The organism is Collinsella sp. An268 (assembly GCF_002159765.1).
Classification (GTDB): Bacteria; Actinomycetota; Coriobacteriia; order Coriobacteriales; family Coriobacteriaceae; genus Coprousia.
In genome coordinates this window covers 1-21,420 of the sequence record NZ_NFJH01000019.1, presented here as the reverse complement: position 1 = coordinate 21,420, position 21,420 = coordinate 1, and the positions used below count along the sequence as shown (strand labels likewise).

Here is a 21,420-nt window from a genome sequence, read left to right as displayed (position 1 = left end):
ATCGACCCGAGTGCACTCGGCCTGCCCGCCGGCTACACCTGGACCTGGACCGACGCCCAGGGTAACGTCCACGAGTTCGGCAGCGACATGCTCGCCACGTATATCTTCACCGAGAGCTGCACGGTGACGGGCGCGCCCGCGCAGACCGAGGAGCCCGAGCAGCGCTACATCACCGTCCACTTCAAGGATGGCGACGAGGAGATCAGCACCGGCGCGGTGTTGAACGGCACCTCCGACTGGAGCGGCGTCACCAACCCCACCAAGGACGGCTACACCTTCGCCGGCTGGAACTTCGAGGGCGAGACCACGCGCTACCTTGATCTCGACACGGTGGTCGTGGCATATGACAGCTCGGTTACCGAGGTCAACCTGTATGCCAACTGGACCAAGGATGACGAGGTCCCGTTTGAGCGCTACATCGACGTCAACTACTGGGATGGCGACAAGCTCCTCGGTAGGGGCCAGGTCCTCAACGGCACGACGCAGTGGAGCGGTATTGCCAATCCCACCAAGGACGGCTATACCTTCGCCGGTTGGAACTTCGAGGGCGAGACGGCGACCTATACCGACCTCAGCGTGGTTCGCGCCGCCTATGACGCAACGATCGATGAGATCAACGTCTACGCCAACTGGACCGAGAACGAGGCTCCTGCGCCCGAGCAGCGCTACATCACCGTCAACTACTGGGACGGCGACCAGCTCCTCGGCACCGGCGCCGTGCTGAACGGCACCTCCGACTGGAGCGGCGTCGTCAGCCCGACCAAGGACGGCTACACCTTCGCCGGCTGGCAGTTCGAGGGCGAGTCGACCATCTACACCGACGCCGAGCTCGATGGCGTGGTTATTGCCGCAGATACGTCTGTGAACGAGATCAACCTGTACGCCCAGTGGGACGAGGTCGTTCCCGAGGATCGCTACATCACCGTCAACTACTGGGACGGCGACCAGCTCCTCGGCACCGGCGCGGTGCTCAACGGCACCAACCAGTGGAGCGGCATCGTCAGCCCGACCAAGGACGGCTACACCTTCGCCGGCTGGCAGTTCGAGGGTGAGGACACGGTTACCTCCGATCTCGATAAGGTGGTCTTCGCGGGCGATGCATCGGTGAACGAGATCAACCTGTACGCCCAGTGGAACGAGGTCGTCGATCCGGAGACCAAGTTCTACACGGTGACCTTCGACGACTGCCTCGCCAACACGGAGAACCTGGCCGTCGAGGTGGAGGAGGGCAAGACCGTCCTCAAGCCCATCGACCCCACCTGCGAGGGCTGGAAGTTCGTGGGCTGGTTCACCGACACTGCGCTCACCCAGGCCTATGACTTCGATGCGCCGGTTACCGCCGACATCACGCTCTATGCCAAGTGGAGCCAGGTTAAGGGCGCGGATGAGACCGAGGGTGCCGTAACCCCCACCAAGCCCGAGGATAAGGGCGGCCTGCCCCAGACGGGCGACATCGCCGCTATCGCTACGGCCGCGGTGGCTGTCGCGGGCGCCGGTATCGCCGGTGCCGGTGCGCTGATCAACAAGCGCCGCAAGTAATTTTGTAGCACGCAGATGCTGCTGGCGGCTCGCTCGCATCCCGAGCGAGCCGCCTTTTTTGTTGGATTGGGTGCGTGGCGGGAGACGGCAGTCTCTGCAAACACCCCCGCGCGGAGGTTGCCATGGGGCACAAAGAGGGCATTTCGCTCGAAGGCATCAGCGAGCGCCGAGGTCATCGGCATGCGTTTGTGTACGAGCGCGTGTATGAGATTATCGCGCGCGACAGCGATGCCACGGGTTCGACCACGTTCTCAAAGCGCTCGCTTGCCGCATCGCTTGATTGCTCGCTGCGCTCGGTCGATACGGCGATCCAGCGTCTCCGCAACGACGGTGTCATTGAGGCCGTGCCGCAGTATGGCGAAAACGGTGCACAGCTTGCGAACGTCTATAGGCTCTGCCACCCGCTAGGGTCCGCCCCCGCGTCTCGGTGAGGGGCTGCGCGGGCACAGGTTCTGGCGATTATGGCTCGTGCGTGCATGATGCGTGCCCGTTCGCTTTGCATGCTGACCCTGCGCTAAGATAGGGGCAAACGAGAACGAATGACCCGCGCCGACTTGTTCGGGCGGGTTTTCGGCGTGCGCGCTAACGGCGTGTCGCGCCGCCGGGCAAGACGGGAGACCGCATGCTGATCCATCGCATCGCCGCGCAGCTGTTTCAAGCCGAGGGGCCGCGCACCATCGAGCAGGCGCTCGATGAGGGAAAAGACGCCACGCTCGCGGTTTCGCAGTCAGGGCGCACGCTGTTGCTTGCGGCTCAGTTTGCCCGCCGTCCGCGTCCGGTGGTCTACGTTGTCTCGGGGGAGGAGGCCGCCGATCGCGCGGCCCGTGCACTCGTGGCGTATCTGGGGCTTGAACGGGTGGTCCGCTACCCGGAGCGGCGCGATCTGCCGTGGAGCGCCAAAGCGGATTTCGACGACGCCGCCGTGGCGCAGCGTTGCTTCGCTTTGGGGCGCATCGCGCGGGGAGAGGCCGTCGTCATGGTCGCGTCTGCGCGAGCGCTGCTGCGCTGCGTGCCCGGGCCCGAGACCCCGTACTGGCGTGAGGCGCACTTTGCCGTGGGGGAGGAGATACCCTTCGAGGAGGTGCCGCGCCGCCTGGTGAGCATGGGCTACACCTCTTCCGAGGCCGCCGACGCCCCGGGGCTTTTCCGCGTGCACGGCGACACGGTTGACGTCTTTCCCGCACAGGCGACCGCTCCGGTGCGGCTTGAGTTCTTCGGTGACGAGATAGACCGCATTCGCCGCATGGTGAGCACGACGGGTCAGACCATCGGAGACGAGGATGCTATCGACATCTATCCGTGCCGCGAGCTCGCGCTCACCGACGATGCCGTGGCCCGTTTGCGTGCGGCGCTCTACCAGCCCGCACAGCAGGATACCGAGCTGGCGGCGCTCCTCGAGCTCGCCTGCGCGCGCGTGGCAACCCCCGAGCTCGATCGCTTCCTCCCGCTCCTCTACGAGCGTACGGACTCGCCTCTCGCGCACATCGCGCCAAATGCACTTGTAGTGCTCTCGGAGCCGCGTTCGCTCTTCGACGACTGCGCTCGTGCCTACGAGGACCTCGACCGCCGCGCGGGCGAGGCGCGCGTCGATAGGCTCGACGGGCTCTACGTGCGTCCGCAGGAACTCGATTTCGGTCGCCAGCAGCGGTTGAACTACGTCTCGCTCATCCGTGCGGGCGGCGCCGTAACTGCGGAGCTCAAGATCGAGCAGCCCGCCATCGCCGGGTCGGACACGCGCTTCATCTCCCGCATCCGCGAATGCGTTTCCAACCGTTTCGCCGTGGTGTTTGCTGCGCCCGATCGCGGGGCGCGCGAGTCGCTCGAGCTCTCGTTTGGCGACGAATCGATACCCTTTGAGGAGTCGCTCTCGGCAGCGCCCGAGAACGAAGGCGAGGTCAGCGCTTCCGTTCGGCTGCGTGTGACCGACCCCCTGAACCTCAAGCGCATCGATTCCGCCGAGCGCGCGCATACGGTGCCCACGCTTACGCGCGGGCGCGTCACGTTTATCGACCTCGCGCTTCCCGCCGGTGTCGTGGTTCCCGAGGCGCATCTCGCAGTCTTCTCCATCGCGGACCTTAACGCCCGCTTGGACGCGCGCCGCGGCCGCAGCGCACGCCGCAAAGTCGACATCACCGAGGTGACCTTCCCCTTCAAGCCGGGCGATTACGTGGTGCATGCCACGCACGGCATCGCGTTGTTCTCGGCGATCGTACGGCAGGAGGTCGCCGGTCGCGAGCGCGACTACTTTCTCTTGGAGTATGCGGGCGGCGACAAGCTCTACGTACCGCTCGAGCAGGTAGACCGCATCACGCGCTACGTGGGTCCCGACGGCGACAGCCCCCGTCTGACGCGCCTCAATACGGCCGACTGGTCGCGCGCGACCAACAAGGCGCGCAAGAGCGCCAAAAAACTCGCCTTCGACCTCGTCGACCTCTACACGCGCCGCAGCTCCATCACCGGCTTCGCCTGTCCGCCCGACACGCCCGAGCAGCTCGAGATGGAGGCGAGCTTCCCCTACGAGCCCACGCACGACCAGATGGAGGCCATTGACGACATCAAGGCGGATATGGAGTCGCCTAAGCCTATGGACCGTCTGCTCTGCGGCGACGTGGGCTTTGGCAAGACGGAGGTCGCCCTGCGCGCCGCCTTCAAGTGCGTCGACTCCGGACGTCAGGTGATGGTGCTCTGCCCCACCACCATTCTGGCGCAGCAGCACTATCAGACGTTCTTCGAGCGCTTCGCCCCCTTTGGTGTGGAAGTCGAGGTGCTCTCCCGTTTTAGGACGCCCGCGCAGCAGAGGCGCGCACTCTCGGCGTTTGCCGAGGGCAAAGTCGACGTGCTGGTGGGCACGCACCGCCTGCTCTCCGCCGATGTCAACCCGGCACGCCTCGGGCTCGTTATCATCGACGAGGAGCAGCGCTTCGGCGTACAGCACAAAGAGCAGCTTAAAAACCTGCGCGAGCAGATCGATGTGCTCACGCTTTCGGCTACGCCCATCCCGCGCACCATGCAGATGGCGATCAGCGGGGTGCGCGACATGAGCCTCATCACCACGCCGCCCACGGGACGCCGCCCCGTGATCGTGCATGTGGGGGAGTACGATCCAGACGTGGTCTCGGCGGCCATCCGTCTGGAACTGGGGCGCAAGGGGCAGGTCTACTACGTGTCCAACCGCGTCAAGACCATCGACGACGCCGTCGACCGCGTGCACGAGGTCGCACCCGAGGCGCGCGTGGGCGTGGCGCACGGCAAGATGAGCCCGCGCGAGGTCGAGGACGTCATGATCGACTTTGCGACGGGCAGGATCGACGTGCTCGTCGCCACGACGATTATCGAGAGCGGCATCGACAACCCGCATACCAACACGCTGATCATCGAGGACTCGCAGCGGCTCGGTTTGGCGCAGCTCTACCAGCTCAAGGGCCGTGTAGGGCGCTCGGCTACGCAGGCGTACGCGTACTTTATGTTCCCCGGCGAGATTCCGCTCACGCCCGAGGCCACCGAGCGCCTGACCGCGCTCGCGGAGTTTCAGGACCTGGGGAGCGGCATGCGCATCGCCATGCGCGACCTCGAGATTCGCGGGGCGGGGTCGCTCGTGGGTGCCGAGCAGCACGGCAACCTCTCGAGCGTGGGCTTCGACCTCTTTACGCAGATGCTGGGTCAGGCGGTGGCCGAGGCGCGCGGCGAGGGCGGGGAGGTGGAGCAGGCGACGGTGGCCATCAATCTGCCCGCCGACTTCTTCTTGGCCGAGGAGTACGTGCCCGCTGTCGACAAGCGCGTGCTCGTCTACCGCAAGGTTGCGGCGGCGGAGACCTTGGCAGAGGTCGATGCGGCCGAGGCGGCCTGCGAGGAGGAGTTCGGCGCGCTGCCGCTCGCGGCCAAGAACCTGTTCGACCGCGCGCGCCTGCGCATCCGGGCGGACCGTCTGGGGATGGAGAGCATCTCGCTTGCGGCGGGGCGCCTCACGTTCCAGGGCGTCGACGTGCCCAAGACAGTGGCGTTCGACCTCAAGAGCCGTCTCTCGGCCGTCAATTTCCCCAAGAGCCGCAAGCTCTCGGTGCCCTACAAGGCAGGTGCCGGGTCAGGTACCGGTGTGGGCCGCGGGCTCGATGCCAACGACTCCGCGGGCCCCGTGGCGGCGGCGCTCAAGGTGCTCGAGCAACTCGGACCGAGTGGGGATGACGACTGATTGTCATCTCGACGCGCTGAATAGCCGCGCATTGGATGGATACATAGAAATAGCGATGCGTGTCTACGGATATGAGGGGGTCGGAGATGCCCGGAGTATTTGTCTGTGCGGCTATCGCGGTGCTTTGCCTAGCGCTGGCGATCGTGCTGCTTACCGGACGGGGCGCCTTTCTGGTGGCGGGATACAATATGGCGACTCCCGAGGAGCGCGCTCTGTACGATGAGAGGAAGCTCAGCCGCTCGGCAGCGAGCGGTGGCCGAACACGCCCACCATGCGGATCACGTGGCGGCGTTCGCGCTTGAAGTAGACGACGAGTACGTCGTCATCGTGGATGTGGAACTCGAAATGGTTCCCATCGGCGAACGGCTGGCACGCGAGCACGTGCTCGTCCCAGCCGGTCTCTTCGATGTGGCCCTTTTCCTGCAGCTCGAGGATCGCTTCGCGGATCGTCTTGATGATGGTGAGATAGTCACGCCGGGGAAATTTGTCCCTGAACGGGCGCACCGTTTCCCAAAAGGCGTTCGTCGCCTTGACCTGCCACATCAGATTGCCATCTCGCTGGCGTCGACGCCCAGCGTCTCGAGGACGTCATCGGGCATCGTCGTCGCATCGAACGCGTCGTCGGGGATGAGCCCGTACTCCTTGGCCTTCTCGCGGAGCATGGTGAGATGGACCTCGTCGGAGAGTCGCTGGCCCGCCGGTCCGAGGAGCAGCCCGTCGAAGGGGCTGATGCCGGTGTTGGCGACCTGCGTCATCATGACGCGCATCGCCATCGCCGAGGTCAGGCCGCTGCGGGCGAACACCTTGTCGGCGCGGGCCTTCACATCGTCATCAATGGTGGTCTGCAGGAGAGCCATGAGAACCTCCTTCTATGGGAATGCCATGCAAACCCACTATGCCCATGCATTCAAACGGAATGGCGCTCCCGAGGCGCCTGCTCCTTTTGCTATAGTTGCTACGCTTGCTATAGTTGCTATAAGCAGGTAGATGCCCAGATGGCGGGAGGATGGAGTGATGGCGGACGTGATGGGGGACACGGAGCAGCGGGCGGTGCCGACGAGTGGGCTGCGCATCCGCGTGGCGACGCTTGTGGACGCGGCTCGCTGCCATGAGATCTATGTACCCTACGTGCGCGACACGGCAGTGACCTTCGAGTACGAGCCCCCGACGTTCGACGCGTTCCGCGCCCGCATGGCAAAGACCCTTGAGCGCTACCCCTATCTTGTTGCCGAAAAGACGGATACCGGCGCGCACGACGCTAGCGCCCGCATCGTCGGCTACATGTACGTGAGCCCTTTCAAGGAGCGTCCTGCCTACGACTGGGCGGTCGAGACCTCTATCTACGTCGACCGTGCATGCCGGCGCGGCGGTGTGGGCCGCGCGCTGCATGCCGCGATGGAGCGCTGCCTTACGGCGCAGGGCATTCTCAACATGGAGGCATGTATCGCCACCACCGAGGTCGAAGACGAGCATCTTACCAACGACAGCTGGCGCTTCCACGAGCGGATGGGCTATCGGCTGGTTGGTGAGTTCAGGCAGTGCGGCTACAAGTACCACCGGTGGTACAACATGATCTGGATGGAGAAGCACATAGCACCGCATGGGGAGGATCAGCCGCCTGTCATCCCGTTCCCTGAAGTGCGCGGGCGCCTCGGCATCGCGTGATCCCGCACTTCGTAGGCTTGGAATCGCCTACCCTACGACGCGATAGCGGGTTGCCCGAGCGCGGCCGACCTTCTCGAGTTTCCCCTCCTTCACGAGGCCGTTGATGACCTTGAGCGTCGTGTCGCGTCCCGCCCCGAGCGCTTCTTGCGCCTCTTCACGCGAAAACCCTTTCTTATCCGAGGCGAAGGTGATAAGAAGGTGCTCGATGGCGGACCGGCCGGTGTCCTCCGTGGTGTTGTGAACGGGCGTTTCGCGAACGTTTCTTTTGGTGCCTGGGGCTTCGTCAGCGATAGCTGTATCGTCGACTATCGTTTGGGGAATCCAGCGCCCTCCCTTTTCTTTGAGCTCGGGGGCACCCGGTCCCATCATATCGGCCCATTGAGCATCGTCTTCCGTTTCATCCATCGTGGGCATGCCGATTGCGGCGAGCGCGTGCTGGAACGCATCGCGTGCGCTCATGCCGCGCGCCTCTCCCGCCTCGCGGATACGTTGGAAGCGCAGCGCCTCGGCGCGCCGCTCGCACTCGCGATCGTACTCCGCCTTCACGTCGGTGGGGAGCGCTCCCATGGCGTTGAGTTTGTCGAATGCTTCATGTCCGCCACGAAGACCGGGCCCATCGTTTCTTGTCCTGCTGAGATAGGGGTTATGCGTGGTGTTGATGTTAGGCAGACGTAAGGTGAAGAAGTTGCCCACTTCAACGGTCGCCTTCAGCTTCTCGTACTCGTATAGCTCTTGGATGCGTGGCAGTCCCGATCCGTATGCTTCGACCTCGTTGAATCTGTGGAACAGCGCCAGAAGCCGGGGATTGCGCGCGCTGGATACGTTAGAGAAGATCTCTTTCTCTCGTACATGGTAGAGATCGCCATAAGAGGTAAACGAAAGCGCGGTCCTGCTCATCTTGATAAGCGTCGGTGTGTAGAGGCTCTCGTCGTAATCGCGATGAATGATGGAGTTGAGAAGGCCCTCGCGTACGGCGTAGAGCGGGTAGTCTCGTACGTCTACGCGCGTGTGGCTGGGAAAATAGGACCTGAGGTTGCTGGCGCTTTGCAGGAACGAGAAGGCATCGTTGAACTGCTTGAGTATCGATCCGTCGCAGTCAAGGCTGTTGAGGAACTCCGTGCAGGCGTCGTCATTGAATACGGCGCATTTCAGGTTGTACGGATTCTGATCAGAAATGAGCAGGGCGAGGTTCGAGAAATAACCGTCGTCGGCATATAGGCCAAGCGCTTTGAAGCGCTCGCGTGAGAAGTCCACGCCCTTCAGTTTGAAAAACGTCTCCGCAAAGGTAAACGTGAGGTCTTGGACCTGGGCATGGTGGCTGTCGAAGAAGTCACTATCGGTCTCGCGGATCATACGGCGAATGTCACGCCTGCTCATGGGGACGGTCGCCGGCCCGAGGCGCGTGAAGACGCCCGCTGGAATGAGCCCCTTGTTAGCGAGGTAATAGGGCTTCTCGTCGCCCGACTCAACGTTCACCGCGATGATGCGCTTCCCCTCTAGCTCGATGGGCTCGATGTGCACGAACTGGAGCAGCTCGGGGCAGATGAGATCGTGTACGTAGTTGGATATCTTGAGCATGTCGCCGTCGATGTCCTCGAGGTCGAGCACGTTGCCAAAATCGTCGATTCCTACGTAGATCTCACCGCCGGTGCCGTTGGCGAACGCGATGATGGTTTTGCAGATACGTTCATTCACGCTGCGCTTGAACTCGATGCGCTCGGTTTCCTGCAGTTGCATGGCGCCTCCATACCGTGTCTCGTATCGACGATATGCATACGACGATACTAGCATATAATCGTCGATAAGGGCTTGGAAAACGATGTCCGGGCGACACCGTATAATGGGCCGATGAAAAGGATGGGCGTTGAAGGCGGCTCTCCGCATGTCGGTACCGCCAAGATCACGAGGACGGGTGGAGCGATGTTCGATGCGGGCGCGGCGACGATGGAGGAAGCGCGGGCGGCGCTTTCCACCTATTTTGGATACGACGCCTTTCGCCCGGGGCAGGAGCGCCTCGTCTCCGCCATTCTCGCCGGGCGCGATGCCTTGGGCGTTATGCCCACCGGCGCCGGTAAGTCGGTCTGCTACCAGATTCCCGCGCTCACGTTGCCCGGTCTCACGCTGGTGGTGAGCCCCCTCGTCTCTCTTATGGGCGATCAGGTGCGCGCCCTCAAGGCCGCCGGCGCCCGCCCGAGCTATCTTAACTCCACCCTCACGGTGCCGCAGCAGAACACTGTGCTCAAGCGCGCCCGCGAGGGCTGGTACCAGATTATGTACGTCGCGCCCGAGCGCTTGGCAGACGAGCGCTTTCTCGCCTTTGCGCGCGAGCTCGCCGGGCCGGATGGCATCGGTATCCCGCTCGTGGCGGTGGATGAGGCGCATTGCGTGAGTCAATGGGGGCAGGATTTTCGTCCCTCGTACCTCGAGATAGCGCGGTTCATCGACAGTCTTCCCGTGCGTCCGGTCGTGGCGGCATTCACGGCGACGGCCACCGAGCGCGTGCGCACCGATATCGTGCAGATGCTCGGCCTGCGCCGGCCCGAGACGGTGGTGACCGGCTTTGACCGGCAGAATCTCTATTTTGGCGTGGAGGAGATGGGCGATAAGGCCAAGGCCCTGTGGATTCGGGACTTTGCGCTCTCGCATGCCGACGCCTCCGGAATCATCTACTGTTCGACGCGCCGGGCGGTGGATGAGCTCGCTTTCGCGCTGGGACGCGAGCTCGCGCCGGCGGGCATCCGCGTGGGGCGCTACCATGCGGGCATGGCTGCCGACGAGCGGACTGAGAACCAGGCGGCGTTTATCGACGACCTTGTGCCCGTTATCGTGGCGACCAATGCGTTTGGCATGGGGATCGACAAGCCCAACGTGCGTTATGTCATCCACCACAACGTGCCCGAGAGCATCGAGGCGTACTACCAGGAGGCGGGCCGCGCCGGGCGCGACGGTGACCCGGCGGAGTGCCACCTGCTCTGGAACGGCAACGACTTCCGGCTGCGGCGCTATCTGATCGATCGCGGCGACGATGAGAGCGAGCTGGATGATGATGCGCGCGAGCGGGCACGGCAGAATCGCTATCGCCTGCTCTCCGCCATGGAGGGCTACTGCGAGACCACGGGATGCTTGCGCGCGTACATACTGCGCTACTTTGGGGACGAGGGCGCGCTCGGTGTGGAGACCGCCTCCGCTCCGGCTCATGGCGCGACGGGTGCCGCCGCGTGCGCGGAAGGGCTGTCCGGAGGCTGCGGCAACTGCTCCAACTGCACCAATCCCGCCGAAGCGGAGGATGTGACCGCCATCGCGCGCGAGGCGGTGCTGCTCGTGCGTGCCACCGGCGGCCGTTTTGGCCGTGCGCTGGTGGCCGATGCGCTCCATGGGGCCAATACCGAGCGTATCCGGCAGTACCGGCTCGACGAGATGCCGGGGTTCGGAACGCTTGCCAGCGAGCCCGTCGCGCACATCAAGGACGTCATCGGCCAGCTCATCGGCCGCGGCTACCTCAGCCAGTCGCAGGGGCAGTTCCCCACGGTGGCGCTCGGTCCGCGCGCGGTCGAGGTGCTTGAGGAGGCGCCCGGAAAGCCGTTCGCGTTCACCATGAAGCGGCGCGCGGGCGGCAGGCGCGCGGCAGTGCGGGCCCGGCAGGCGGTCGACTTGCTGCGCGACGAGGCGTCCCGCGACGCGCGCCCCCGCGTAGGAGATGACGGGGCGCTCTTCGAGCATCTGCGCGAGGTGCGCCGCGAGCTGGCCATCGAGCGCGCGTGGGCGCCGTACATGATCGCGAGCGACAAGGCACTGCGCGGCATGTGCCGCCGCCGCCCGACGACGCGCGACGAGCTTCTCGAGGTGCCGGGCATCGGCGAGAAGAAGGCCGATGACTTCGGCGATGCCTTCCTCGCCGAGATCTCTCGCTTCGAGGACGAGAACCGTTCCTGAGCGAACGTCTTGCGGCGGCTGCGCCTGCGCGCGGGCAACGACTATAATGGCCGTGTTGTCCCATATCGTGGTGAGGAGTCCGCATGTCTGGTCTCAGTCGTCCCCGTACCGCGCTCGATTCCGCCGCCGCAGCCGATGCCGCGTTTGCCGCCGTTGCGGGCAAGCCCTTTCCTGCCGACCTTTTCTCGGCACCGCGACTCAACTGGGCGGTCATAGGGTGCGGGGTCATCGCCAACCAGATGGCGCAGACGCTTGCGCTTGCCGGACGCCACCTTGTGGGCGTGGCGAACCGCACCTACGACAAGGCGCGGGCATTTGCCGAGCGCTATGGCGTGGAGCGCGTCTATAAGACGTATGCGGAGCTGTACGCCGACCCCGCCATCGATGCCGTGTACATCACGACGCCGCATAACACCCACATCGCGTTTTTGCGGGAAGCGCTTGCCGCAGGCAAGCATGTGCTCTGCGAGAAGTCCATCACGCTCAACAGCGCCGAGCTCGCCGAGGCGCGCGCCCTGGCGGCCGAGCACGGTGTCGTCCTTATGGACGCGACCACCATCTTGCACATGCCGCTCTATCGCAAGCTGCTCGCCGAGGCGCGCTCCGGTGCGTTTGGCCCGCTTACGCTCGCACAGGTGAATTTTGGCAGCTACAAGGAGTACGGCGATCTCACCAACCGGTTCTACAACCCCCGCCTCGCCGGCGGCGCCATGCTCGACATCGGCGTGTACGCGCTCACGGTCGCGCGCCTCTTCATGGCGAGCGCTCCCGATGAGGTGGTGTCGCTTGCCAACCGTGCCCAGACCGGTGTGGACGAGACGAGCGGTTTTGTGACGCGCAATGCCGAGGGTGAGCTCGGGGTGTTCTCGCTCTCGCTCCATGCCAAGCAGCCCAAGCGCGCCCTTCTCTCGTTCGATCGCTGCTATGTGGAGATTACCGACTACCCGCGGGCCGATCGCGCCGTCATCACATGGACGGCCGACGGCCGCCACGAGATCGTCGAGGCAGGCGAGGAGGGCTACGCGCTCGCTTACGAGGTGGCGGACCTCGAGCGCGCCGTCGCCGGCGATGCGGAGGCCGCGGGGCTCATCGATATCGCCGCGGACGTGATGGATGTCATGACGCGGCTGCGCTACGACTGGGGCGTGTATTATCCCGAGGAGCGCGCGATCGCCGAAGCGGCGGGCGTGTCGGTCGCAGGCGAATAGAAGCCGAAGCGCCCCCTGCCGGTGGTCGGATGCCGGCAGGGGGCGCTTCGCTAGCTAAATCTCAACAGGGGGTTACCACCAGCTGAGGCGCGATATGTTGTCGCGGATGTGGGCGCAGCTCGCATGGAACGCCGCGAGCTCCCCGTCCGAGAGCCCGGGGGCGAAGACGTCCTCAACGCCGTCTGCCCCGATGATGCAGGGCAGGGACGTGAAGATGCCCTCCTCGCCGTACTGCCCCTCCATCAGCGTGGAGGCGGCCATGACGGCGTGCTCGTTGTGGAGCACCGCGCCGACGACGCGCACCGCGGCGTTCGCCACGGCATACTCGGTGCAGCCCTTGCCGGCGTAGGTGACATAGCCCCCTACGCGGGCCTTCTCCTCGATGTCGGTGTGGTCGAAGGAGAAGCGCTCGGGGTGTTCCGCCTCGAGCTCGGAGAGCGGCTTGCCCGAGATGCTCGCGGCGGTCCATGCGGCGAGCTGCGAGGCGCCGTGCTCGCCGATCATGTAGGCGTCGATTGACTTGGGGTCGAGGCCGCCGCAGGCGAGCGAGATCTGGGAGCGCAGGCGGGCGGAGTCGAGGCCGGTGCCGGATCCGATGATCTTCTTGGGGTCGTAGCCGGTCAGGTGCCAGATCTCGGTGCACACCACGTCGCAGGGGTTGGCGATGGACACCCAGATGCCCTGGAACCCGGCGTTGACGACGCGCTCGGCGAAGGTGCGGGCGGCATCGGTCGTGAAGAAGAGCTCGCCGTCGCGGTTCTCGGCGGCGAGTGCGACGTTGCCGGCGGCGTTCACGATGATGTCGCAGCCGCTGAGCTCCTCGTAGCGGTCGCCGCAGTTCTCGATACGGACGTTGTACGGGCAGAACGCGAGGGAGTCGCGCAGGTCCTGGACCTCCGAGGCGACCTTCTGCGCGCTGATGTCGCAGAGGAGGAGCTCGCCTGCAAGGCCCTGGAGGAGCAGGCTGTTGGCGACATGGGCGCCGACGTGCCCCATGCCGATGATGCCGATCGTGGCGGATGCGTTCATAGACGACCTTTCGTGTTGTCGCGGTTGGTGCAGGCATTGTAGCGCTGTGCGTCCCGCCGTGTGTTACAGGGTGATGTACCGAGGTGGTAGACTGGTTGGTCGGACCCCGAAAAACGCACCTCTCGGGAGGTAAGCAATGCCCATCCGCATCCCCGACGCCCTGCCCGCGACCGCGGCGCTCGAGCGCGAGAACATCTTCGTCATGACCGAGTACCGTGCCCTCCATCAGGACATCCGTCCTCTGCGCGTGCTCATCTTGAACCTCATGCCCACCAAGATCGCCACCGAGACGCAGATCATGCGCAAGCTTTCCAATACGCCCCTGCAGATCGAGGTCGAGCTTCTGCGCACGGCGAGCCATGAGGCCGCGCATGTGGCGGCGAGCCACCTGGAGACGTTCTACCGCACGTTCGATGAGGTTAAAGACGAGCGCTTCGACGGTCTCATCATCACGGGTGCACCGGTAGAGGAAATGCCCTTCGAGCAGGTCGATTATTGGGACGAGCTCTGCCAGATCATGGCATGGTCCACAACGCACGTGCATTCGACGCTCCATATCTGCTGGGGCGCGCAGGCAGGCCTCTACTTCCATTACGGAATCGATAAGCATCCTCTGCCCAAGAAGGCGTCGGGCGTGTTCGCCCATCGCATCGTCAAGCCGAGCTCGCCGCTCGTGCGCGGGCTCGACGACCGGTTCTTCGCGGTGCATTCGCGCAACACCGAGGTGCGAGCCGAGGATGTTGCGCGCGTGCCCGAACTCGAGGTCATCGCCACCTCCGATGAGGTGGGGCTCTATATCGTCAAGTCGACGGACAGCCGGCGGTTCTTTATCTTTGGCCATCCCGAGTACGATGCCGACACCTTGAGACGGGAGTACGAGCGCGATGTGGCGCGCGGTCTCGATCCTGAGATTCCCAAGAACTACTTTCCGGATGACGACCCGGCGCGTACGCCGCTGAACGTCTGGAACAGCCAGGCGCAGCTGCTCTATACCAACTGGCTCAATTACTACGTGTACCAGACCACGCCCTACGATATCCGCGAGGCGGGCCGTACCGCCCCCGGCGCTGCCGGCTCGGTGTAGGCTTCGCCCGGCCCGTAAGACGAGGGCGCGCGAACGCTCATCTAGAACAGTCGGTGCCCGTGCGGAATCGCCATGCTGCGCGGGTGCCTGTTTTGTGTGACGCAGACGCGTTCATGTGTCTTTCGAATAGTGGTAATCTCATCTTACCAATTTATAAACAACTGGTAAGATGTAATTGCCAGTTGGAGGTTGACTCATGAATCAGACCATCGCGCAGATCCTGCAGGAGTTTACGCTCGATAACTATCGCCCCATCATCCCGCGAGCGCTCGACTTAGGCGCCCCGCTTATCCCGCGAGCCGGAAATCTCGTCAAGGTGGTGACGGGCATGCGTCGCTCGGGAAAAAGCTACCGCCTGTTCCAAGAGATGGATGCCCTGCTTAATGCGGGCGTTCCGCCAAAACGCATCTGCTACATCAATTTCGAGGACGACCGTCTGGGCGCGGTGACCGCGCGCACAGGCGATGAGGTCATCGATACCTTTCGCTATCTCAACGCGCCGGATGAGCGAGAAGGGCTCTATCTTTTCTTTGATGAGTTGCAAGAGATGGAGGGGTGGGGGCGCTGGCTTCGACGTATCGTCGATACCATGCGCGCGACAATCTATGTGAGCGGCTCCTCGTCAAAGATGCTCTCTTCGGAGATTGCGACGGAGTTTCGCGGCCGCGCGCTGGAGTTTGAGCTTCTGCCCTACTCGTTCTACGAGGTGGTGCGCACCGATGCTGTGCTGGGCCCTCATGTAGATGACGAGGTGCAGCCTGCATCGCGCCGCGCTCTGCTGCAAGCGCGCCTCGATGCCTATCTCGAGCGGGGCGGTTTTCCGGCTGTTCAACAACTCCCAAAATCCCAGGCGACTGAGTTGCTGCAGAGCTACGTACGCCGCGTGGTGTCGCGCGACGTCGTTGAGCGCCACGACTTCAGCCGTCCTCGCTTGGCTACCGCCGTGGCGCACAGGCTGATGGCGATGAATGCGCGCGAGCTGTCTATCCGCAAGATGGAGAACGACCTGCGATCGGCGGGTCTTGCCACGGGGCGAGGTTACCTTTCGGAGCTCATCGGGGCTTTTGAAGAGGCCTATCTGCTGTTCCAAGTTCGCGAGGCAAGCCGGGCACTCACAGAGCGGACGACATCGATGCCCAAGGTGTACGCGATCGATCCGGGGCTTGCCCTGGCGTTGAGCCGGGCGGGGGCGAGCGAACGTGGCCAGCGGTTGGAGGAGGCCGTCTATTTGGAGCTTCGTCGTCGGTCGTTTGGAGCGCGCGAGGGGACCATCGCAACCCATCGCACGAGAAAGCATCGTTACAAGGTCGACTTCGCAGTCGATGACGTGCTCGATGAGGCACCGGTGCAGCTGATACAGGTAACCGAATCGGTGGAGAACGCGGCGACGGCGCAGCGCGAGACAAGGGCGTTGTGGGAGGCACTGGGCGAGACGGGCTTGGATGAGGGCTTGCTGATTGTAGGCTCCGGTGAAGCCGCGGCGTACGAGCATGACGGCAAGCGCATCCGTCAGATTCCCGCATGGAGTTGGTTTCTGCAGCGATAAAGCGGGCCCACCCCGATGCGAGATGGGCCCGATGCTGCCTGCGATCGCGTTTGGGTTACTGGCGCTTGCGGAGGCGCATGCCAAGGCAGAGGGTGCCGGCACCGGCAACGGTCGTGCTGACGAGCGCGGCGAGGGCGGGGTCTCCCGTGCCGGGCAGCTTGTCTTTCGCAGTGCTCTTGTTTTCATCGACAGGCTTCTGCGGCATCTCGGGTTTGCGCTCCAGGGCGGCGAGCGCCTCATCGAGGGCGGCGGTCAGTGCATCGATATCGCTCTGGCGGCTCGCGCCCCATCCTGCCGTGCTGCCGGCGCGGGCGGCTTCGAGCGCTTGGTCGAGCGCGGCGAGAGAGCCGTCGGTGTAGAGGGTTCGGTCGATAGCGCCTGCTTTCTCGATAGCGGCGTTAAGTGCGGAACAATCGGCGAGCTTCTCGAGCGCGGCAACCGCGTTCTCGATTGCCTGGGCCATGGCGATGACCTCGCCTTGACGGTCGGAGGTGAGCGTGCGGTCAACGGCGGCAACCGCCTCGTTCACCGCCTGAGCGCTCGCGGCAGTGTAGGGGGAGAGGTCGCTGGGTACGGTGGTGAGCGCGGCGTCGACTGCAGCGTAGTCGGCGGGAATCTGGTCGGTCTGGTACCAGAGCACCGGGTGGCCGTTGATTCCTGTGCACCAAGTTGGTCCATTTTGATTTGCCGTGGCATGGGCGTTGAGCCGATTAATAAGCTCATCAGCGGAGAGACCGACAAATGCCGAGCCGCATTGCGTTTGATCGAAATTGGGGTCAGCGGATGCCGTGCCCTGGTCCCAGTCGACGACGAGCTGCACGACGGCGGCGCGCTCGTCATCGGGCCAGTAGCAGTTCGTGACGGAACCGTCTTCGTCCACGGCGGCGATGTAGGTGATGTTATCGGGTTCTCCGCAGGTGATTGCGGTGGTTGAAACGAGGCAGTTGTTGATGGTCACGCCGGGGGCGCCATCGAAATCGAAGCACGCTCCCAAGATGCCTCCGCAAGCTGCCTGATTGCTGGTAACCTGCATGGATCCGCTAAAAGCGCAGTCCTGGATACGGGCTGCGTTGCCGGCGTTCTCCCATTGACCGACTAGTCCGCCGACGGTGGGCGCATGGCCGCCGATTTCCGCCTCCGGATAGGTGCTGATGACGTCGACAGCGGAATGACAGCCGATGAGCTGCGAGCTGCCCGTGCACTGTCCCGCGAGCCCGCCGATGAGGTTGTCGGTCTCGCAGGTCAGTGCACCCGATGCCGAGCAGTTCTCAATAATTGAATCGCTCGACCAAGAGACGATTGTCCCGACCTCCAGACGTGTGCTGTCCTGCGTAACGACGACCTCCGCATTGACGAGATTAAGGTTCTTTATCGTCGCTTCGTGGACGGTGCCAAAAAGGCCGTAGCGGTATTCTGCGGACGCAACATTTTTAAGGTTGCTGATTGTGTGGCCTTGGCCGTCAAACGTGCCGCTGAATGAGGTTGTAGTGGAGTTGTTGCCATTTTGAGAGATGGCAATCCATCCGTGTCCGGACAGGTCGACATCGATGGCGAGCAGGATGGTCTTCCCCGTAAACGTAATCGGGGTGTCTTGATTGGTGAGCTGGGCGAGGCCCGCAAGGTCCTCGGCGGAATCGAGCGTGAAGGTCTCGGCGTCGGGATTGGCGTCATACCAACTCGTGTCGGCGGTGCCGTCCCACGTATCGATGTCGTCCGTGGCGCGGGCGCTGACGGGCGCGGCGACGAGCGCTGCGAGGGCAAGTAGCGTGCAGCAGCAGGTCAGTATGAATGTCTTTACGTTAAGGGGGGGGGTAGTTTCAGGTCTTCTTATCATGGGTCCTCCTAGAATTGAGACGGGCCCCTCCCATCTTACCCTCTCAGTTGTGTCGAATCTGCCGCACACCGGCGAACGGTCGCTCGTTCGCTGCCCGACCCCATTCATTCAAACAGAAGAACTGATGCGCAGATTAATCTTCCTCAGGCTAACGGTGTCAAAGCTGCCCGGCCGGGAAGGCCTTTTCCCGGCCGGGCAGCGTTCCATATGTGGGTGGGCAGGACGCTATCCCAGTAGCTCCACCACGTTCCAGCCGGCGTCGCTTGCCTCGATGATGTCGCGGCCGCCAAAGACGCAAGCCGGCGCCTCGGCGGCAACGCGGGTGACCGCGGGTCCTATGCGGCGCAGGTCCTCGGGCGTGCAGGCGAGGGTGTCGGCGCGCACCTGGGCGCGGAAGGAGGGTTCGCGTTCGGCAAAGTATTCGCTGCAGCGGCGTTTTGTCTGGGCGAACGGCTTCACGGGGGCGTCCTGCGCGGCAACGCTCGAGACGATAAAGCCCTCAAAGGCGGCCCGATCGGGCGCAAAGCCCTCTAGCCAGGAGCCGGCGCGGGCAATGCGGGTGAGCGAGGGATCGATAGCCGGGTCGCGGTACGTATAGAATGCGAGCTGGCGCCCCACTGCCGCGCGGAACCCGCACCCGTACGCGCCGCCCTTCACGCGGATCTCGTTCCACAGGTAGTCGTAGGAGAGCGCGTTGGCGGCAACGGCCCAGCGCCCGTCCGTCGCAATGTCGAGGCGGCGCGGGTCGGTTGCGAGCGCGGTGTAGCTCACGTCGCTCGGGATGACAAACGCCTCGTGCTTGTCCTCGGGCGCAGGTACGTACAGCTCTTTGGCGGGCGCCGTGCGCGGTACGAGCCCCAGGTTGCCGGCGGCTGCCCAATAGCGGCGGTAATCCTCGGCCGAACCGGTGAAGCTCGCAACGGTTCCCGTTGCGGTAAAGATGCGGCCCTGCAGCTCGCGCAGCTTGGCGCAGAGCTCCTCGGCACGCTCGTCAAAGTGCTCGACGAGGTCTTTCAGGAAGAAGTAGAAATCGATGCCTCCCAGCTGCTCGTGCACGACGCCGGCGGGGGAGACGTAGGAGATCGAGCGTGCGAGCGCCGCCTGGTGGCCCGACACGATAAAGCCCTGCTCCATCCCGATCTTGAGCTGCACGAGCACGTCGCGCATGCGGTCGGTGTCCTCAAAGAGCGTCTCGGCCCACACCTCGCGCGGAATCGCGGCGAGCGCCTCGATCTTCTCGGAGAGCGCGCCCGCGGCTACGCAGAGCATGGGCCGGGCAAGGCGCCAGTTCTCGTCCCGGTAGAAGACCTCGGGTGTAAACGAGAGGAAGCCGAGGTTGCTGGTGATGTAGCTGTCGAGCTCGGCCGCGGTGCGGCGGCTCGTGGCGAGCTGCTGCATGAGGCGGCAGAGCACCTTGACGTAGGGCAGCTCCTGATAGCTCAGATGGGTGAGGTCGAAGTAGGTGAGCGCATAGGCGATGCGGTGGGTGGGCAGCGGGTGCACGAGGCAGGGGAGCGGCGCCTCCCGGTCGAGCGCGAGCGGGGGCTCGGGGCGCGCCGCGCCGATGTCGGCTACGGTGAGGCGGGGGAGCGTTGCCTTGGCCTCGGGGCTGTCCTCGGCCTCCTGCGCTGCCCGGAGCGCGGCGACGCGCTCCTCCGCCTCAGCCGCCTCCTCCTCGCTCATAAGGGTGTCGGGGGCATCGGCTGCCGTGTTTGCTGCAGCGCCGGCAGGCGCGCCCTTTACGTCGTCGTCCGCCGCAGGTTGGGGCACTACCGCTCCGTCGTCTGCCGCATCGGTGGGAACGAGCTCGACAAGCGCCTGGTGACCGCTCTCGAGCACCAGCTCGCGCAGCAACCGCTCAAAAAAGTCGCCCTCGAGCTCACGGCGGAGCCGCTCGAACGTCTTCGCATAGGTGAGGGCGGACGTGGCGGAGCGCGTGTCGGCCGTGTCCTCCTCGTACAGCCAGGTCGATAGCGCCTCGCAGGCAAGCACGACGCCATCGGCGGTGCCGTAGTCGCGCTGACGGAGCGCGTACTCGTTGCTCGAGATGACCGCCTCAAGACGGTCGCGCGGGATGCCGTGCTCCACCAGGTCGCGACACGTGTCCTCGATGATCTGGCGGAAGGTGCGCGCCACCTCGGGGTGGGCGTTCTGCAAGATGATGAGCTCGTAGGGCTGGAGGCAGGCCGACGAGGTGTAGCTCGTCACGTTGCCCCCTATGCCCGCTTGGATGAGGGCGCGCTTGACGGGTGCCTCGTTGGAGCCCAGAAGCGCATCGAAGAGCACGTCTGCCGCGACGGTGCGGAAGCTGTCGCGCGCGTCACCGATGACATAGGCCTGGCCCACGAGCGCGTTGTCAGGCGTGGTTGCCATCTCGACGCGCGCGTAGTCGCAGACGAGGGGCTGCTGGTAACCGAGCTCATTGGGGGCGCCCACGAGCGCCGGCGCATGCCCCGTGGCGGCGCGTGCCTGCGCCTGCTGTGTCCGCGCGGCGTCACCGAGATAGCCCTCGTCCAAGAAGGCGAGCTCGCGCCGCACGTCGTCGAAAGCGCCGTAGAGGACGAGGTAGCTGTTGGAGAGGCTGTAGTGACGCGCGTGCGTGTCGAGGAAGGCCTCGTAGGTGAGCGAGGGGATGGCGCAGGGGTTCCCGCCCGACTCGTGCGCGTAGGCCGTGTGGGGGAAGAGCTCCCGGTTGATGGCGTTGTCGAGCACGTCCATGGGGTCGGACAGCGCGCCTTTCATCTCGTTGTACACCACGCCGTTCAGGCGGCGGTGCGGCCGGCCCTTCTCGTCTCGCTCGACCTCGATGTGCCAGCCTTCCTGTTCAAAGATGGCGGGCTTGGTGTAGATGGCCGGATTGAGCACGGCGTCGAGGTAGACGTCCATAAGGTTCAGGAGGTCCTGCTCGTTGGTTGAGGCGACCGGGTAAATCGTCTTGTCCGGATAGGTCATGGCGTTCAGGAACGTCTGCATCGAGCTCTTGATGAGGTCGACGAAGGGCTCCTTCACGGGAAACTTGGCGCTGCCGCAAAGTACCGAGTGCTCGAGGATGTGGAAGACGCCCGTATCGTCAGCCGGCGGGGTCTTGAAGCCAATGGCGAAGGCCTTGTTCTCATCGTCGCAGGCAAGGTAGAGCAGGCGTGCGCCGGAGGCCTCGTGACGCAGCACATAGGCGTCGGCGTCGAGCTCCTCAATCGCCTCGCGGCGGCAGACGGTAAAGCCCGAGACGGTCGCGCCGGGGGCGAGCAGGTGGGCGGCGGATGCGCAGGCAGCGGATTCGATGGTGGCCATACAGCTCCTATCAAGGCAAACGTAGCGAACGAGGGTGCTTATACCCATACTACCGCCTGGCGCCACCGTTTACCGCGGCAGCCAATCCGTCTGCGGGGGGGG

The 21,420-nt window shown here is 64.4% G+C and carries 14 protein-coding genes; 8 read left to right on the top strand and 6 right to left on the bottom strand.

From position 1 onward, the window contains the following. From B5F70_RS10385 to mfd, 3 genes are all read left to right on the top strand, one after another. Window positions 1-1,539, top strand: a 1,539-nt coding sequence (locus B5F70_RS10385) for an InlB B-repeat-containing protein (RefSeq protein WP_143753975.1), incomplete at its 5' end; no start/stop codon positions are given. A 122-nt stretch (window positions 1,540-1,661) separates the two neighbouring features. After that, window positions 1,662-1,970, top strand: coding sequence for a hypothetical protein (locus tag B5F70_RS10380; RefSeq protein ID WP_087205495.1), 309 nt, complete (start codon window positions 1,662-1,664; stop codon window positions 1,968-1,970). Between the two features lie 191 nt (window positions 1,971-2,161). Beyond that, window positions 2,162-5,728 carry a transcription-repair coupling factor gene (gene mfd / locus B5F70_RS10375; protein ID WP_087205494.1) on the top strand — a complete coding sequence of 1,189 codons (3,567 nt, stop codon included), beginning with the start codon at window positions 2,162-2,164 and terminating at the stop codon, window positions 5,726-5,728. A 231-nt stretch (window positions 5,729-5,959) separates the two neighbouring features. On the opposite strand, the gene B5F70_RS10365 is transcribed toward mfd, so the two are convergent. After that, window positions 5,960-6,271, bottom strand: coding sequence for a hypothetical protein (locus B5F70_RS10365; RefSeq protein ID WP_241145979.1), 312 nt, complete (start codon window positions 6,269-6,271; stop codon window positions 5,960-5,962). Continuing rightward, on the bottom strand, window positions 6,271-6,585 hold the full coding sequence (locus B5F70_RS10360; protein ID WP_087205491.1) for a type II toxin-antitoxin system RelB/DinJ family antitoxin: 315 nt from the start codon (window positions 6,583-6,585) through the stop codon (window positions 6,271-6,273). The genes B5F70_RS10365 and B5F70_RS10360 overlap by 1 nt, the downstream gene beginning before the upstream one ends. 157 nt (window positions 6,586-6,742) lie before the next feature. On the opposite strand from B5F70_RS10360, the gene B5F70_RS10355 reads away from it, so the two are divergent. Beyond that, on the top strand, window positions 6,743-7,393 hold the full coding sequence (locus B5F70_RS10355) for a GNAT family N-acetyltransferase (protein ID WP_241145978.1): 651 nt from the start codon (window positions 6,743-6,745) through the stop codon (window positions 7,391-7,393). 27 nt (window positions 7,394-7,420) lie between these two features. Here the strand turns inward: B5F70_RS10355 and B5F70_RS10350 are convergent, their stop codons facing one another. Continuing rightward, window positions 7,421-9,130 (bottom strand): RNA-binding domain-containing protein, encoded by a 1,710-nt coding sequence (locus tag B5F70_RS10350; RefSeq protein WP_158094987.1) that lies wholly within the window; start codon window positions 9,128-9,130, stop codon window positions 7,421-7,423. Window positions 9,131-9,250: 120 nt separating this feature from the next. Between B5F70_RS10350 and B5F70_RS10345 the strand changes: the two genes are divergently transcribed. Together B5F70_RS10345 and B5F70_RS10340 are read left to right on the top strand one after the other, a co-directional pair. Further along, window positions 9,251-11,326, top strand: a complete 2,076-nt coding sequence (locus tag B5F70_RS10345) for an ATP-dependent DNA helicase RecQ (protein WP_343283729.1) — start codon at window positions 9,251-9,253, stop codon at window positions 11,324-11,326. A gap of 83 nt (window positions 11,327-11,409) precedes the next feature. Further along, window positions 11,410-12,534 carry a Gfo/Idh/MocA family oxidoreductase gene (locus B5F70_RS10340; protein WP_087205488.1) on the top strand — a complete coding sequence of 375 codons (1,125 nt, stop codon included), beginning with the start codon at window positions 11,410-11,412 and terminating at the stop codon, window positions 12,532-12,534. A 72-nt stretch (window positions 12,535-12,606) separates the two neighbouring features. On the opposite strand, the gene B5F70_RS10335 is transcribed toward B5F70_RS10340, so the two are convergent. Continuing rightward, complete coding sequence (locus tag B5F70_RS10335; RefSeq protein WP_087205487.1) at window positions 12,607-13,563, bottom strand: L-lactate dehydrogenase; 957 nt, start codon at window positions 13,561-13,563, stop codon at window positions 12,607-12,609. Window positions 13,564-13,699: 136 nt separating this feature from the next. Between B5F70_RS10335 and metA the strand changes: the two genes are divergently transcribed. Together metA and B5F70_RS10325 are read left to right on the top strand one after the other, a co-directional pair. Continuing rightward, entirely contained in the window at window positions 13,700-14,647 is a 948-nt protein-coding gene (gene metA / locus B5F70_RS10330) for a homoserine O-succinyltransferase (RefSeq protein WP_087205486.1), read from the top strand. Between the two features lie 196 nt (window positions 14,648-14,843). Continuing rightward, window positions 14,844-16,193, top strand: a complete 1,350-nt coding sequence (locus B5F70_RS10325) for an ATP-binding protein (RefSeq protein WP_087205485.1) — start codon at window positions 14,844-14,846, stop codon at window positions 16,191-16,193. A 55-nt stretch (window positions 16,194-16,248) separates the two neighbouring features. Here the strand turns inward: B5F70_RS10325 and B5F70_RS10320 are convergent, their stop codons facing one another. Together B5F70_RS10320 and B5F70_RS10315 are read right to left on the bottom strand one after the other, a co-directional pair. Further along, window positions 16,249-18,027: a hypothetical protein gene (locus tag B5F70_RS10320; RefSeq protein ID WP_087205484.1), complete on the bottom strand. Its 1,779-nt coding sequence runs from the start codon at window positions 18,025-18,027 to the stop codon at window positions 16,249-16,251. Window positions 18,028-18,252: 225 nt separating this feature from the next. Further along, the gene (locus tag B5F70_RS10315) at window positions 18,253-21,318 is read right to left on the bottom strand and encodes an insulinase family protein (RefSeq protein WP_087205483.1); all 3,066 of its coding nucleotides are present in this window, start codon (window positions 21,316-21,318) and stop codon (window positions 18,253-18,255) included. Window positions 21,319-21,420: the final 102 nt, after the last annotated feature.